This is a genomic window from Arthrobacter sp. Edens01, from assembly GCF_001307035.1.
In the GTDB taxonomy this organism is placed as follows: Bacteria; Actinomycetota; Actinomycetes; order Actinomycetales; family Micrococcaceae; genus Arthrobacter_B.
In genome coordinates this window covers 535229-549636 of record NZ_LKIU01000002.1, presented here as the reverse complement: position 1 = coordinate 549636, position 14408 = coordinate 535229, and the positions used below count along the sequence as shown (strand labels likewise).

At 62.0% G+C, this 14408-nt stretch carries 11 protein-coding genes; 5 read left to right on the top strand and 6 right to left on the bottom strand.

From position 1 onward, the window contains the following. Positions 1-14: 14 nt before the first annotated feature. Positions 15-1814, bottom strand: a complete 1800-nt coding sequence (locus AO716_RS02990; protein ID WP_055239454.1) for an ABC transporter family substrate-binding protein — start codon at positions 1812-1814, stop codon at positions 15-17. Positions 1815-2134: 320 nt separating this feature from the next. On the opposite strand from AO716_RS02990, the gene AO716_RS02985 reads away from it, so the two are divergent. After that, on the top strand, positions 2135-2746 hold the full coding sequence (locus tag AO716_RS02985; protein WP_055239453.1) for an NAD(P)-dependent oxidoreductase: 612 nt from the start codon (positions 2135-2137) through the stop codon (positions 2744-2746). A gap of 44 nt (positions 2747-2790) precedes the next feature. Continuing rightward, positions 2791-3159, top strand: coding sequence for a hypothetical protein (locus tag AO716_RS16885; RefSeq protein WP_200907577.1), 369 nt, complete (start codon positions 2791-2793; stop codon positions 3157-3159). 50 nt (positions 3160-3209) lie between these two features. Here AO716_RS16885 and AO716_RS02980 read toward each other — a convergent pair whose 3' ends face one another. Further along, entirely contained in the window at positions 3210-4229 is a 1020-nt protein-coding gene (locus tag AO716_RS02980) for a hypothetical protein (protein WP_055239452.1), read from the bottom strand. Between the two features lie 90 nt (positions 4230-4319). On the opposite strand from AO716_RS02980, the gene AO716_RS02975 reads away from it, so the two are divergent. Both AO716_RS02975 and AO716_RS02970 read left to right on the top strand, forming a co-directional pair. Next, positions 4320-4886 (top strand): TetR/AcrR family transcriptional regulator, encoded by a 567-nt coding sequence (locus AO716_RS02975; protein ID WP_055239451.1) that lies wholly within the window; start codon positions 4320-4322, stop codon positions 4884-4886. Between the two features lie 156 nt (positions 4887-5042). Next, complete coding sequence (locus AO716_RS02970; protein WP_200907576.1) at positions 5043-6968, top strand: MFS transporter; 1926 nt, start codon at positions 5043-5045, stop codon at positions 6966-6968. Positions 6969-7057: 89 nt separating this feature from the next. Here AO716_RS02970 and AO716_RS02965 read toward each other — a convergent pair whose 3' ends face one another. The 3 genes from AO716_RS02965 to AO716_RS02955 all read right to left on the bottom strand — a co-directional run bounded on the left by AO716_RS02965 (position 7058) and on the right by AO716_RS02955 (position 8910). Further along, positions 7058-7765, bottom strand: a complete 708-nt coding sequence (locus AO716_RS02965) for a hypothetical protein (protein ID WP_055239450.1) — start codon at positions 7763-7765, stop codon at positions 7058-7060. A gap of 76 nt (positions 7766-7841) precedes the next feature. Next, a complete protein-coding gene (locus tag AO716_RS02960; RefSeq protein WP_055239449.1) occupies positions 7842-8399 on the bottom strand; it encodes a dihydrofolate reductase family protein in 558 nt (185 codons plus the stop codon). 157 nt (positions 8400-8556) lie between these two features. Continuing rightward, a complete protein-coding gene (locus AO716_RS02955; RefSeq protein ID WP_055239448.1) occupies positions 8557-8910 on the bottom strand; it encodes a DUF1801 domain-containing protein in 354 nt (117 codons plus the stop codon). A gap of 312 nt (positions 8911-9222) precedes the next feature. On the opposite strand from AO716_RS02955, the gene AO716_RS02950 reads away from it, so the two are divergent. Beyond that, on the top strand, positions 9223-9867 hold the full coding sequence (locus AO716_RS02950; protein ID WP_055239447.1) for an NAD(P)-dependent oxidoreductase: 645 nt from the start codon (positions 9223-9225) through the stop codon (positions 9865-9867). Positions 9868-10910: 1043 nt separating this feature from the next. Here AO716_RS02950 and AO716_RS02940 read toward each other — a convergent pair. Then, entirely contained in the window at positions 10911-14408 is a 3498-nt protein-coding gene (locus AO716_RS02940) for a hypothetical protein (protein WP_152969835.1), read from the bottom strand.

Below are 14408 nucleotides of genomic sequence, written 5' to 3'. Positions count from 1 at the left end.
GCTAGGAAAAACTGTTACTCGAGAACTTCCCATTCCCAGAAGTTCCACCAGACACCGGTCTGGTTCGGCATGAAGGAATCAATGCCGCCGATGCGGTCGCTGTGTGCATCCACGCCGGGAGACTGGAACAGCGGCAGGCCGTAGGAGGACTCCCAGATCAGCTTGTCGATCTGGATCTGCAGTTCCTCCTGCTTCTCAACGTCGGTTTCGATGATGAGTTCGTCCATGAGTGCATCGGCTTCAGGGCTGGAGAAGCCGTTGTAGTTCGATGCAGCACCGGTCTTGAAGATCTGCGGAACGCCGGTCACGCCAACGCCCGAGTTGATCCAGCCGAAGATGGAGGCATCGTAGGTGCCGGTGCCCAGGGCGGAGCCCCAGTCAGAGGCGCCCAGGCCGCCGTCGACGACCTTGAAGCCGGCTTCGGAGGCAGACTGTGCGATCAGCGTGTAGGCGTCGGCACGGTTGGGGTTGTCCTTGTTGTACATGATGCGTACTTCAGGAGTGGCACCTGCAAGCAGTTCCTTGGCGCCTTCGACGTCAACCTCGGCGAATTCGGAGGAGCCGTTGTTGGCGGCGGACTCTGCGTAGGCGGCCTGGTCAGCCAGGAAGATCTCGGAATCCAGCGGAGCTGCATCCGGGTTGAGCTTCTTGATGATCGAGTCAACGATCGCCTGGCGCGGGATGACCTTCATGAACGCCGTGCGGACGTTCTGGTCAGCGAAGACGCCGGTGTAGTTCAGGTCAACGTGATCGTAGGACAGCTGGTTGCCGGAGTTCATGGAAACGCCGTCAATGGCTTCGATCTGCTCCACGGTGTCAGCCGAAGGCTGCGGAGCAATGATGTCCACTTCACCGTTCTTCAGAGCCTGGACCTGAGCGGGAGCTTCGCCGATGTAACGGACGACGATCTCGTCGATCTTGGGCTCGGGGCCCCAGTTGTAGTCCTCGTTGCGGGTCAGCGTCATGGAGTTCTCGGGGTCGATTTCCGAGACAATGAACGGACCGTTGGAGAGGTACAGGGAAGCATCCGAGGGCAGCGACTTCGTATCGAAACCGGTGTTCCAGAAGTCGGCAACAGCCTTCAGCTCTTCGTTGACCGGAGCCGGGTTCGCCGGGTCGCCGGCAGGGGTGTTCTGGAGCAGTTCGATCAGCGCGTCGCCGTCGGCCAGACCGGCCTTCTCGGCAACGACGTGCGCCGGAGTGCTGACGCCGCCGTCGGTCATCGCACCGAAGGCAACTTCCCAGTCAGCGAAGGGCTTCGAGTAGGTGAGGGTGATGGAACGGCCGTCGTCACCGATTTCGGGAACGTCCGTCAGGCCCAGGCCGGAGGTGTCGCCGGCGTAGTCGAAGTAGGTGGTACCGGAAACGGTTTCGCCTTCTTCGTTCTGGGTGGCGTCGTTGAAGTGACCGGAGTTCACGGCCCACAGCAGCATGAGGTCGTCTGCGTCGACGGGCTCGCCGTCGGACCAGTTAACACCTTCGTTGACGGTGTACTTGACCTGCAGCGGATCATCCGAGAGCTTCTCGTACGTGCCGAAGTCTTCCAGCGGCTCGACCTTGAGTTCATCGGTGATGTAGTTGAAGCCGGAATGCGTGGCGTACGCAATCTTGCCGTTGATATCTACGTTGCCGTTCGCCGTGTTGCTGTTGAACGAGCTGAAGGCGTTAACCTCCACAACACGGACAGAACCGCCGGTGCTCTCGCTGTCAGTTGAACCGCCGTCGGTGGTCCCCTGATTCGCAGCACAGGCACTCAGTGCAAGCGCAGCTACTGCCGCAACTCCCACTGCTTTGGAAATACGTGCAAAACGCATTCCGCCTCCTATTTCTCAGTGCGTGTTTATCTCCGGCGGGATTACCGGAATCACGGACAGCGCAGATCCTGCGTGCCTCGTCGCATATGACTTAGAGAGTAGACCGCAGAGTGCTACTGGTCCGTAACCTTGTTCCCGGCACGACACGGTTGTTACACGTTTGCAACCTGAAAAATATCAATACGCTTCATGCTCTGGCGCGTGGTGCCTTATAGGGTTTATTGTGTCTCCGCACACACCTCGGGGGCCGTTTCGGCGGCGGCGGTAAGATTCACAGGGGCAGGGAACACCGGCCCGCACCAACCATTAGAGGACTCACAGTGCTGCTCACCATCATCGGCGGATCCAAGGGAACCGGGGCGCAGCTCGCATCCCAGGCACGGTCCGCAGGCCATGAAGTCACCGTCCTCTCCCGCAGCGGGCAGGGACCCGAAGGTGTTCGGGTTCTTACCGGGGATGCCACGGATCCCGCCGCCGCGGCCCGGGCAGTTCAGGGAGCCGACGCCGTTGTCATCACGGTCGGCGGGGCCAAGGGAAACCCCAGGCACCGGGCAGATGTCACCCGCACTGTCATCGACGCCATGAAGAAGGAAGGCGTACAGCGGCTGATGGTGCAGTCCTCCCTGGGTGCCGGGGATTCCGGGTCGCTAATGCCGGCTCCGCTGCGGCTGGCCATGAAAGTGGCCCTGGCCAAACCCCTGGCCGATCACAACGAGCAGGAAGCGGCGGTGAAGGACTCCGGTCTGAAGTGGACAATCGTCCGCCCCACCGGCCTTACGGACAAGGAGCCTGCCGGCTCCTGGCAGGCACTTGAAACCGGGGACAGCGGAACCCTGCGCGGCTCGGTTCCGCGCGCCGATCTGGCGGCCTGCATGCTCGGACTGCTCGAAGATGAGGATTCGATCGGCAAGGCCATGGGCATCAGCAGCTAACCCGGATGCTTGCCACCGCGCCGCTGCACTGATTCCATAGCGGCGTGGAGACGAAATGGATTTGCCCGGCGCTGCTGGGAGTGCTGTCTGCCTTTCAGGCTGGCCTGGCTGCCGGAGCGCCCTGGGGCAGGGTTTCCTATGGAGGCAAGTACGACGCACGGCTTCCGGAGCGGTTGCGTACGGTCAGCGCCGCCGCGTCCCTGGTGTACGCGGCGGGAGCTGTTGCCCTTGCTGCCCGCCGCACTCCCCCGGGCCTGAAACGTGCCCTATATATTGCATGCACCGGCGTCGGCGCGGTGGGGACAGTGCTTAACGCGATGTCGCCCTCCCGCCCTGAGAAACTCTGGAGCCTTTGGGCACTGGGACTGGGTGCGGCTGCCTGGCATGAGCTGCGGCATAGCCGCCGCCCATAGCGCACTTCCCAGCCGAGCTCCGACCCCAGTGCCTGCGCCGGGCCGTGACCTCAGACCTGCTGGAGTGTGGACTCTTTACCGGCTTTACCGGCCTTTGCGTTCCTGAGCTTCGGGCCCGCAAACCACAGCACAATCCCCACGAGCACCCAGACACCAAGGGTCACCGCGGCACCCGCTCCCCCTACGCCGTCGAAGTAGGCCACCGCACGCACCAGGGTGCCCGCCGCACCCGGAGGCAGCAGCTGGCCAATCATGGCAACTCCGGCCGGGAGCCATTGTGCGCTCGTTGCGATGCCGGCGAACGGGTTGCCAACAAACATCATGGACATCGCGGCAATGGTGAAACCCTTGGTGCCGAAGCACTCGTTAAGGCCTGCCAGCGGCAGCGCCAGGGCTGCGATGCCGAGCGCCACGCTCGCCGCAACCGGGACCAGTGGGCCCTCAATGCTGCCGAACAGGTATTTAAGGACGGCCGCAACGACGAACCCGCCGGCGACTGAGAAGCCGGTGAGACCGGCAAAGATCCACCAGCGCTTGCCCGAGAGCATGGAACGGAACGCCACGGCAGGCACAATGCCGCCGAACACCAGCGGGAAAGCCAGTCCGCCAATACCAACGCCCGTCGGATCAGCGGAAGGAAGCGGCACAACATCAACGATCTCGGCGGTCTGTCCCATGCTGCCGGCCATGGTGGCACCCACGTTGCTGACGGTTCCGGATACTGCGGTTGAGCCTGCGCTCGCTACGTATACCGTCATGTCCGGCGCCGAGAAATCGAATCCTCCCACGATGTCCCGGTCCCGGATTCCCTGCTGCAGATCGGCGGCACTGTCATAGGGCTGGACGACGAAAGCCCCCGGGGACTGTTCCTCGAGCGTTTCGGCGATCGACTCCGCCTGGTGCTCTGCTCCAACCACGCCAAGTCCGAGGTCCCGCGGGCCGGAAAGCAGGGAGGGCGAGATAAAGAGCATCAGCAGCGCCAGGAGGATGACTGAGAGCCCGACCGTCAGGCCGGCCCAAATGGCTGCGTGTTTCCGGTGGGAGCTCGGCTCCCGGGTCTGGGTGGTCATGAATCATCCTTCTTTGTGGAGGATTTTCCTCCACTTCTACCGGACGATATTCCTCCGGTTTAGACTGAAGGTCAAGTTGAAGGAGTAGTTATGAGGGCTGACGCCGCACGCCGCAGGCAGAACATCATTACGCACGCCAAGCACGTATTTGCCGAACGGGGCGGGGACGTCGCGCTCGAAGCCGTGGCGGCGGCGAGCGGTGTCGGCATCGCTACCCTCTACCGCAATTTCCCCTCCCGCGAAGACCTTGTGCGGGCCGTGGTCCAGGACATGGTGGATCAGATCATTCATGCCGTGGATCAGGCCCGGAGCCGTCTGGATATTGATCCGTCCGAGGCATGGCAGGCCCTGCTGTCCAGACTGACGTCAATGGAACTTGGGGCTCTCACCGACGGGCTTGCCCTGCAGGCCGGAGCTGCCCGGAATCTGGAAGCCACACCACTTGCGCAGGTCCAGCAGCCGGCGGTGGACGCCCTTAATACTGTGCTTGCGGAACTCAAGCGGCACCAGGCTGTTCGGGAGGACCTCACGGCACTGGACGTGATCGTTGCGGTGGCGACGATCACCCGGCCGCAGGTCTCCCCTATCCGCGGAGCAGCCCCTAACGTACCCGCACAGCTGGCCGAGGCCTACCTGCTCTGGAGCCGCGCGACCTGAGCTGGCCGTATACCGGTTTCAAAACACGGCTCTGCTAGAGTTGATGCGGCCTCTGGCCACCACGGCATCGATGACACGACACGCGGGGCACTTAAAAAGTACCTTCTGACACGGCACGGTCGATCGCCTCCACACCGCCGACTGTCAGGAGACTCTATGGCGCCCTCTTCAATTTCCCGTCCGAATGTCAAGGATCGTGCAGGCGGGATGATCGCGGTCGCTGCGGCCGCTGCGTTCCTCGCCACCTTCAACGAGACGTTCCTCAACGTAGCCTTCACGCCGATCATGCAGGACTTCGGCGTCAACGTCAGCACCGTACAGTGGCTAACCACCGGCTACCTGCTCGTCGCCGCTGTCTTCGTTCCCGTTGCCAACGTCCTGTACCACCGGTTCCCCACCCGACCGCTGTTCGTCGCCGTCGTCGCGATCATGGTCCTGGGTTCTGTCGTGGGAGCCCTGGCTCCCAGTTTCGAAGTCCTGCTGATCGCACGTCTGCTGCAGGCCATCGGGACCGGCCTGCTCACCCCCATCGGCATGAACATCACGCTGGCGGTGTCCCCGCGCGAGAAGCTTGGCCTCAACATGGGCATCATGGCTGCCATGACCACCCTCGGCCCGTCGCTGGCGATCGTTCTCTCCGGCGCCATTCTGACCGTGGCCCCGTGGACCACCCTGATGTGGGCCTTCGGCGGCCTCACCGTCGCAGTGCTGCTCGCCGGTGCGATCGTCCTGCGGAACGTCACGGAGCTGGGCCGCCCGGTCCTGGACATCCTGTCCTTCGTCCTCGTTGCCGTCGGCATGGTCGGCATCCTCTACGGCGTCTCCAGCGCGTTCGAGGGATCCGCTCTCTACGCAGGGGTTGCCGGCGTCGTTGGCCTTCTCGCCATGTGGCTGTTCATTCTCCGCCAGCGCCGAATCGAGAATCCGCTGCTGGACCTGCGGCCGTTCTCCAGCGCACCTTTTGTGTTCGGAGTGCTGATGACCATGCTCGGCCTGGTCTTTGTCTTCGCCATGAACGTGGTCATCCCCCTGTTCCTGCAGGGTGCTCTCGAGATGCCGCCGTTGGGTGCCTCGCTGACCCTTGCACCGGGCATCCTGCTGACCGTGGGGATGGGGCCAATCGCCGGCCGCCTGTTCGACCGCCACGGCGGGCGCTGGTCGATTCCCCTCGGATTCCTCGTCATGGCAATCTTCGTGACGCTCGTCGGGGTCGCTGCAGGACAGGGCTCGGTCTGGATCTTCGGGCTGCTCTACGTCCCGGCAGTGCTGGCAACGGCATTCGTCGTCGGGCCGTCCCAGACGTTCGCGCTGGCCAACCTGGACCGCGAGACCAGCCCGCACGGCGTCACGGTGGTTTCAACCAGCTTCCAGATCGCCGGCTGCGTGGGCACCTCGCTCGCTACCGGAATCTACGGCGCCGTCATTGCGTCAAACATCGAGTCCGGTAGCAGTGAAGGTGATTCCCTGCTGGCCGGTTTCCACGGCTCCGTCGCCCTGGTGGTTGCCACGTCACTCCTCGGTATCCTCCTCGCGTTCCTGGCCTACCGCTCCGTACAGTCCCGCCGCGCCGCGGAGAACGCACAGGCCCCGGCTGACACCGTCCAGTCGATCATGAAGTCCGACGTCTACGCCCTGTCCTCCGACGCGAGCGTGCTTGACGCCCTGCAGACCTTCGCCGAGCGCGGCATCTCGGGTGCACCGGTCCTCAACGCGGACGGCACGCTGGCAGGTTTCCTGTCCGACGGCGATGTGCTGCGCTACCTCTCCGCGACCCATCCGTCCTCGACGTCGATCTACTCCTATGCGATCGGTGCTGCGGACGACCTGGAACAGGCAATGTCTGATCTCGCGAACCTGAACGTAATGCGTCTCGCAACGCACGACGTCGTCACGCTCGACGCCGGCGCATCGGTCAGTGACGCTGTGGCTGCGCTGTCGGACGCGCGGCTCAAAAAGGTGCCGGTGGTTAAGGGCGAAGATTCCCGTCCCATTGGCATCGTGAGCCGGTCTGCTATCAACCGGCTGGCGATTGCCACCTACCTGCGTTCACGCAGTGAGGCCGACGTCCGCACTCCGGCGTAGTCCCGCCGTCGTTAGCGAGCAGCAGGCCGAACCCACTGCGGGTCCGGCCTGCTGCTGTCTTATGTAGTAGGTCCGGCGAGGGCGCGGTGTCAGCGGCTGGATGGGGCAGGCCATGGGATGTAATCGCTCCGGCTTTGCCAGGAGCCGTGTTCGGAGAGCGGCCGAAAGCGCAGCGTCGTGAATTCGTGGTGGAAGTCCCGGCGTTCCCGCTCGGTCATCGCTTCGGTATGGCGGCGTCCGGTTTCCCCGGCGTCCCTCCCGGAAACCATGCCGGTCATCGCCCGGGTGCTGGTCCAGATGGAGAAGGTTGAAACTGTTCGGGGCAGGCGGATGCCGGCCATGGCCAGTGTCGCCTCGGGGTGGTCCCGGATCTGGGTTTCCACGGGACGGCCCCACCGGATGAAGCGGGGCAGTTCCGGCAGGCGCAGGCGGGCCAGGGTCACGGCCACCACCGGCTCGTGCGGGTTGGCTGATTCTGCGGATTCCGGCAGCCCGGAGAACTCGCTGACACTCCCCCAGCGGCGCAGGAACTGCAGCCGGACGTGCCAGCCCTGGTCCAGTTTCCTGCCAAACGGATGCCCGGTGAGGAAGTCCGTCAGCGACCGTTCGTCTTCCCAGTGCGCGAACACGGCCGTGCGCTTCAGCTGCATCCTGCGCGGTGACACTATCGGTGCTCCCAGCTCCATTCCTGCGAACACTTCGGCGTGAACCAGGCCGGGGGCTTTGAGCGGCCGCAGCAGAGCACCCGCGGCAGCGAGCGGCGGCAGAGCGGCGAGGTGGAAGGAGTAGATGCTCATAATGCCGGCGCTGGTTGTTTCCCCATCCCCTGATCCTTGCCGGGCGCCGCGGCACGCGTCAAATAGCTGACGCTGCTCAGCCTGCCCGGCGGTAGTGCACGGAGATTGCGCCGTTGCTCATTGGCTCGGCTGAAATCAGCTCCAGGCGGCGAGCGCTGTCGAGCAGACCTCCGTAGAGGGTGGGGCCATGCCCGGTGATCATCGGGTGGACCAGGAACCGGTACTCGTCGATGAGGTCCAGCCGGTCCAGCGTCGACGCGAGTTTGCCGCTGCCGAGCAGAACACCGTCGGGAGTCTGGTCCTTGAGGTGCTGCACCGCGGTGCGCAGATCGCCTTCGAGGCGGTGGCTGTTGTTCCACGGGAAATCGCTGCGCGTTGCGGACACTACGTACTTGGGTTTGTCCTCCAGCGTGAGCGCCCAATCGCGGATCGCCGCAGGCGCCTCGACCTCGCCGCGGGCAACGAGCGGCCAGTAAGTCTCCATCAGCTCATATGTGGTTCGCCCCCACAGCATCGCACCGGATTCGTGCAGAAGCCGGGTGTAGTGCGTGTGGGTCTCGTCGTCGGCGATCCCCTCCTGATGGTCCACGCAGCCATCCAAGGTGACGTTGTAGCTGAATGTCAGGGAGCCCATAGGGTGATTCTCCGGCGGCCGGCTCACGGGTGCAATCCGTTTAGGAATCAGCCGTTCCAGGCGCGGCGCAAAGGCCTCTCATATGTGGGTGGAGGGGTCAGCCCACCGCCGACGGTGTTCCATTCCGTGACGCCGCCGGCGGAGGGCGTTACCCGGCTTAGTCGTGAACTGAGCGGACGATCCCAGCGATGCGCTTCTCCGTCTCGGCGTCGATGGTTTCGAAGTACCAGGCGGCAGGCATAAGCGTGCCGTCCGGGCCGCCGGCCGGGCGGAACCGTGCTTTCTCGGTGACCGCCAGGTTGAGGCGTTCATCGTTGCGCAGGGTCAGCATCGCCGGGGAGCCCGCGGATGTGGCATACGCGGGCATGCCGTACCAGATGCGCGGTTTGAGCCCCGGCGCCGCGCCCATGATGACGTTATGGACCTGCTGCATTAGTCCGCGCTGCGGCTCATGCATGCCCGCGATCTTATCCACGACCTGGGCCAGGTTTTTCTCGTCTTTCGATGACATTTCGCGTCCTTTCGACAGCCGATGCCGCGGCATCGGTGCAATGAAGCTGGCGCATTAGTGCGCCGCACTCCATCGGGACGTGTCCTGGGAAGCCAGGCCTCTCCGCGATGATTCACGTGGTCTTCACGTGGAAGCGCATTCGGTGGCAGGGCCACCGGCAAGAGGATAACTCTGCCCCTGTGCGGAAGCCACCGGTTGTTCCTCCTGATTCCCACCCGATGACGAGCTTCCGGGAGGGAATAGGTGGACTCGGCGGCGGGTTCCATCTTCGCCGGGGAATTGCCGGCTCCCTACTCCAAGGAGAGAACGCACATGGCACGAGTAGTTATCTTCGGCGGAACCGGCTACGCGGGCGGACACATTGCCCGCGAGGCAGCTTCACGCGGGCACGACGTGATCTCCTACTCCCGTAATGCACCGGAACAGCCGCTGCACGGAGTCGAATACCGCACGGGTTCGCTGGCCTCCCCGGAAGTGCCCGCCGCGGCTGCCGCCGACGCCGATGTCCTCGTTGTGGCGGTGCACGGAGCCGACGTTGACGGCGCACCGCTCTCTACGTATGTGCCGGCGCTGATCGAAGCCGCGCGCACCAGCGCCGCGCGTCTTGCCATCGTTGGCGGGGCAGGCTCTTCACTAGTCAAGGAAGGAGGTCCGCGCCTGGTCGATACCCCGGACTTCCACGACGACTGGAAGCCCGAAGCCCTGGCGCACGCCGAGGTCCTCGAGGCACTGCGGCAGGCACCCGAGGACCTCGACTGGTTCTATGTCAGCCCGGCAGCTCTCTTCGGTGTCTTCGCTCCCGGCGAAGCCACCGGTTCCTACCGGACCGGCGGCGACGTCCTGGTGACCAAGGATGACGGTTCCTCGGAGATCTCCGGTACCGACTACGCGCTGGCCTTCGTCGACGAGATCGAAAACCGTGCACACCCGCGTCAGAGGTTTACCGTCGGGCACTAAAGATACCCGCTACAGGAACGGGCATCGTATAGCCGCTTTAAAGGTCCACGGCAGGAAACTGGGGCACTATTTGCAGGTCCAGAGGCCGCCTGATGTTCACTGGAGGGATCCCAGCGCTCAGCAGCTCCTGATGCAGGGCCCGGACTCCGTCAATGCTCCAGGTGTTCAGCGTGATCAGGGTCCCGTCCCCGAAAGGTCCAGTAGTCGCAGCCTGCAGTGCAGGGGCGGGACCGGACTCAGCTTCTGAAAGCCAGATCAGATAGTCGGCGTACGATTCCTGTGCTCCCTGGACTTCCCTGCTCGTCTGGAGCGTATCCAGGAGAGCCCAGTCCGGCTGCCAGATGCTAACGATCCGACGGAAAAGGGCCGTTAGATCCCTCTTGTCCCCTGTCGGAAACAGCGGTGCAAAACGAATGGTTACTGTGTTTTCCAGTGAGGCCACGCCCGAACCTACATTCCCTGAATATGAGGCCATACTGGCGCCGTTGGACCTGGCACAGGTCAGGTCAGCACCAATGGGCAGGCCAGCCGTCAGAGTGCCGTCCGACCCAACCTCGGCCCGATGCCGCATCTCGGTTTCAAGCTCTAGCAGGCTTCCGGGTGCGGGAAGATCATAGAGCTCGGGATTCTCTTCGGGTGTGGCACTCCAAGGAATCCCAGTCCATGACGGGTCCTGGTATCGGGGATCATCCCGAGGCACGGAATCCTCGAGAGCGCACATCGTTGCCCATGCTCGTCCCGCGACTTCTTCCGGTGTTTCCGCACGGCTTGCCCATACCAGCATGATGTACGCGTACTCGTCGTCTTTCGAGAACAACTCGGCCATCGTTTGCTTCATCGGTTCAAGCTATCAAGGGACATGCAGGAAGGGGTCGCTGAGAACATTTGTTCTCAGCGACCCCTTCCGAGTCTGTTCATCAGGAACTAGACGTTAAACCTAAACTCCACCACGTTCCGTAACCGAATAATCTCTATGCAAATCATGCGAGACGGCATCCTGTAATTCCTCTGCCATTGTGTCGGCTAATACTTCCCGCGTTCCCCTACCCTCCGGGCTTCTCCCTAAGTTCTGCAACACGGCGATCGAGGTCTATCTCCCCCCGGGCGCCCATAGCATTCATAAGGTCCATGGCTTCCTGCCCCAGCTGCGGGTCCCCGGATTCCAGCGCCGACGCGATCACTGGGGCCAAAGCTTCACGCCGAAGATCCCAGTTATTGAGACTTTCGGTGTCTTCAGGCTTCAGGAGCGCAGTCAGCGCAGCAAGCGCGTCAGCAGGCATAGTCGATGCAGCCTTCGCGAGCTGTCCACCGATCATTCCATGTGTACTAAGCTCGGGATAGCGTTGGACGGCCTGCGTCAAGCGTGGTAGCCACCAACTAGCACTGAACTTGCCGCACCGGACAAACCAATAGAAGTCCTTGAGCTCTGCATTGTGTGCTGGGTGAAATTCAACGTGCCGCACGCGTTCGTCCCATAGGCTACCGAGGCGGTCTCGGATCGATGCATCAACGACATCGGCGTGCATGAAGCTCCAGGCGATGTGGCCGATCGCATCGCCTCGTACTTCGGGTGCTGCAATTTGATAGAACGCCTGACGCAACTCGTCGTCATCAGAGATATGCCCACGGATGATTGCCTGCACCACCCACTGCCCGATGCGCCCCTTTGGGTTTCCAGGGTCTCCCCATCCAACCGCTATGTCGTGCTCCTGCAGGGCGGCAATCATCGATCCGCTCAGAAGGCGGTACAAAGCTGGGTGGTAGTGGTACATGGCAATCGCTGTCGTCAACGCGATCTGCTGGTGCCGTGTTAGTACGCCTGCCGATCCGAAGTACAAAGCTAGATTTTCTCTCAGCCATTCGGAGGCACCGTCATGCAGTCGACCTAGGCCTTCGCCCAGCACAGCGTGAGAGGCACCTCGGGGATCATCGCGGGCGAGTTCCCTGCGAAGAACTGACTCAGCCACCTCATGCCATTGGGCTTCCGATCCGTGTGCGACCAGATTCACGAGTGCACGGATGAGAATAGGCCATTGCCAGTTGAGTGAAACAGTCAAGGGGTCCATTGCTGAGGACGACGCATCAGATCGCGCATAGTCAGTCCAAGCTGCCTCATCGCCGGATACTTCAACGATCAGGTCCGCGACGGGTACCAGCCATTCCGAGCCAATAGTTTCTGCATTCTTCGGCTTAGAGAGCTCTTCGAGGAGTCCAACGGCGGCTTTCTTCGCGGAGGTGAAGTCTGCATCGTCATCGTATTGACGGCCTTCAGCCGGAAAAGATGACTCTCTGCCGTGCTTGACAGCATCAGCCAGGGCGTCGATAACAACGACCCAGTCCAAGTCCAAGCCGGCCTTAAACGCCGCTTCCCACCCCGAGAACGCAGCTCGGATATACGTGGGCCTTAGCCTTCTGACCAAACCTGTAACCTCGCCCAAAGCACGCGGGTTGGCGGTCAGGACGGCGACGAGCACACGCGATTGACCTTCGTGAGACGGACTCGGCCCAAACCGCTCGTCAGTCATATGCCAACTCTCAAGCTGGGCCACTAGTTCGGAAGGGCTCATCGCCGCCATCTCTGCTTGCTCGACTGGACTATTGGGCCCTTCCCATGAAGTCAGTTGGAACGAAGGGCGGAGCGGGTCCTCCAAAACTCCGTGCATTGTTTCTAGCCGGTCCAGTTCGGAGACGAGGCCATCGGATAACAGTTCGCGTCCGATTCCGCTCAGCACTCGGTGCTGCCAGTGATCCTCCCAGCGTTCTATGGAGGATTCGATTTCGTTTAAGGGTTCTCCGCTTGCTGCCATGTTCCTGCGAATACGGTCGCGGTCTTCGTCCGTGAAGTGTCCTTGTGCGACGATACGCTCAAGCGCCTCTCGTTCGCATCGCTGCGCGAGGGCGCGCGCAAGGGCCACGAACTCTAACAGTGCACCTTCATCTCGGCACTTAGGCCGGCATAGCAACTCTTTACCGATCTCTACGAGCAGGGGCGCCTCTGAATCACTCAGTGAACCGAGAACTTGGGCGAGAGAGTGCATGGCGATGCGTTCGGTGATAAGGATGGGCTTACGGCTAAACAGGGACCACGTAGAGGCCGCGTCGCTGCCGAAACCAGTGATGGCGCACGCCCGCACCGCATCAATGAGCGTATCCCCAATGTCGTGTCGCTCGTTGAGCTGCTGCCCAACTGAAGAACGTGCGAAGCCGCTGTGGTCAAAGTCGTCCGTGACCGTCTTTTTGATCCGTTCGTTCTCGACGAGCCAAGGGAGAACAGTCTTCAGTGCGGTATCTCCTAGAGCCTCCAGGAGACGGGGCATCTCTTCTACATACCAATAGTTCTCGAGTTCGACTACCGAATTGCGGCCGTCCCCAGGCGTTTCCCGGGGCCTGAAGAGTAGGTTCGCGAATGACACTCCATACTTCGTCTGCCCTCCCGTCAGCAGATTGATTGCGAACGCGACCATATCGCGCGGATCTGTTCGCCATCCAAATCCGCCCGACTTCGCCCAAACTTTGAGCAACGGTTTCAGGCGTACCGCTTCTACAGCTGGCACTTGGGAGCCAATCACGAAAGCGGCTCGCCGAACCCAAGAGTTGGACGACGCCTCTAGGCTGAGCAATATGTCAACGACATCGCCAGGAACCTCCGTACACACGTTAGTCAGGTAGCTGACCTCCGGCCAGAACACGTCGCGGATGTTGCCATCCCCTACGGGCTCCGGCTCCGGGGGGTCAATAAAGACACCCAAGTCGGCAAGGGGCTTTACCCAGTGCGGATTCTTCAAACCCTCATAGAAGAGCCTGCGTAGCTGATAGCTGGTGAGCCTTCGAGCAGCGGCCTCGACGTCAATCCTCGCCGGAACACTGTACTGACCCTCCTCAATGAGGGCGTTCGCTGCTGCAAGCAGGCCCTCAACAACGCTCTTGCTTTCGAAGAAGGCGAGACGAATCGCGTCAACATGTTCCTCGAAGATACGGATCTTGGCGGCTAGCTGCTGGTCCGTAGGAATGGATTGCTCTGGTTTGTCGCTTAGGTGAGCCCATCTCGTAAAGTACTCACTCAAGCCGCGCCAATCACGCACCGCAGGATGCTTGGGATTGGCATCATCGGTCAGAAACGTCGCAATATCGCTCAAGCGCCTCTGGTTTTCGTGCACCGCAGCATCTATCAGTCGGTTGAGAGCGACCGCCACGCCGTGCGGAACTGGCACGTTTTCGACTTCAAGCGACAAATCCATTTCCGGGTAGTCGACGCGGAAACTAGGAAGGCCGCGCACCAATTCGGATGACGTCTTGTGGTTCGCTTCGGCACTATGGTAGATGCTTCCTCGCCCCAGCATCACTGCGGTAGGCAACCGATTTATCACTTCCCTCATGGAGTGGCAGATCAGAAGAACTCGAGTTCTTTCCTGGCCTGGATCAGGTGTCGCGTTTAACAGTTCCCGCGCCCCCCGGTAGGTATGCCCAAGCTCGGGCCTCTGCTCCTCGAGCCATTCGGCGATGGCACGCTGCGAACAGACGAATTCGTCGGCCTTGCTCAA